Source organism: Acidovorax sp. KPB24-07 (assembly GCF_057543315.1).
On sequence record NZ_BAAJYS010000816.1, the window covers coordinates 1 to 816 of the forward strand.

Below are 816 nucleotides of genomic sequence, written 5' to 3' on the forward strand. Positions count from 1 at the left end.
CGCGCCGCGCCGCGCCGGCGCCGATGCGGGCGCGCCACCCGCCGAATTCCCATCCGACACCGATTCCGAAAGCCCTTCCCCATGAGTCCGACCCCCGACCTCTTCTGGTTCCTGCCCACCTCGGGCGACACGCGCTACCTGGGCACCTCCGACTTCGGCCGCGCGCCCACCAACGCCTACCTGCGCCAGATCGCGGTGACCTCCGAGCAGCTGGGCTACGACGGCCTGCTCATTCCCACCGGCAGCTCGTGCCTGGACCCGTGGGTGACCGCCGCCAGCCTGGTGCCCGTCACCCAGCGCATCCAACTGCTGGTGGCCCTGCGCACCTCGCTGGGCAACCCCACCGCGTCGGCGCGGCAGGCCGCCTCGCTCGATCAGGCCCTGGGCCCCGGTCGCCTGCTGCTGAACGTGGTGCCCGGCGGCGATGCGACCGAGCTGGCGGCCGACGGCGTGTTCTACAGCCACGACGAGCGCTACGCCGCCAGCGACGAGTTCCTGACCCTCTGGCGCCGGCTGCTGCAGGGCGAGAAGGTCGACTTCGAAGGCCGGTACCTGAAGGTGCAGGGCGCGCAGAATTTCTTCACGCCCGCCACGCAGCCCTACCCGCCGCTGTACTTCGGCGGCTCGTCGCCCGCCGCGCACGCGCTGGCCGCGCGCCATGTCGATGCCTACCTGACCTGGGGCGAGCCACCCGCCGAAGTGGCCAAGAAAGTGGCTGATGTGCGCGAGAAGGCCGCGCGGCTGGGCCGCACGGTGAAGTTCGGCATCCGCCTGCACGTGATCGTGCGCGAGACCGATGCCGAGGCCTGGGCCGCG

1 protein-coding gene is annotated in these 816 nt (G+C 72.1%); it reads left to right on the top strand.

Annotation, left to right across the window (positions count from 1 at the left end):
- Positions 1 to 81 precede the first annotated feature (81 nt).
- Positions 82 to 816: LLM class flavin-dependent oxidoreductase (locus AC27IQ_RS26020; RefSeq protein WP_487091365.1), on the top strand; the 735-nt coding region annotated here is incomplete at its 3' end.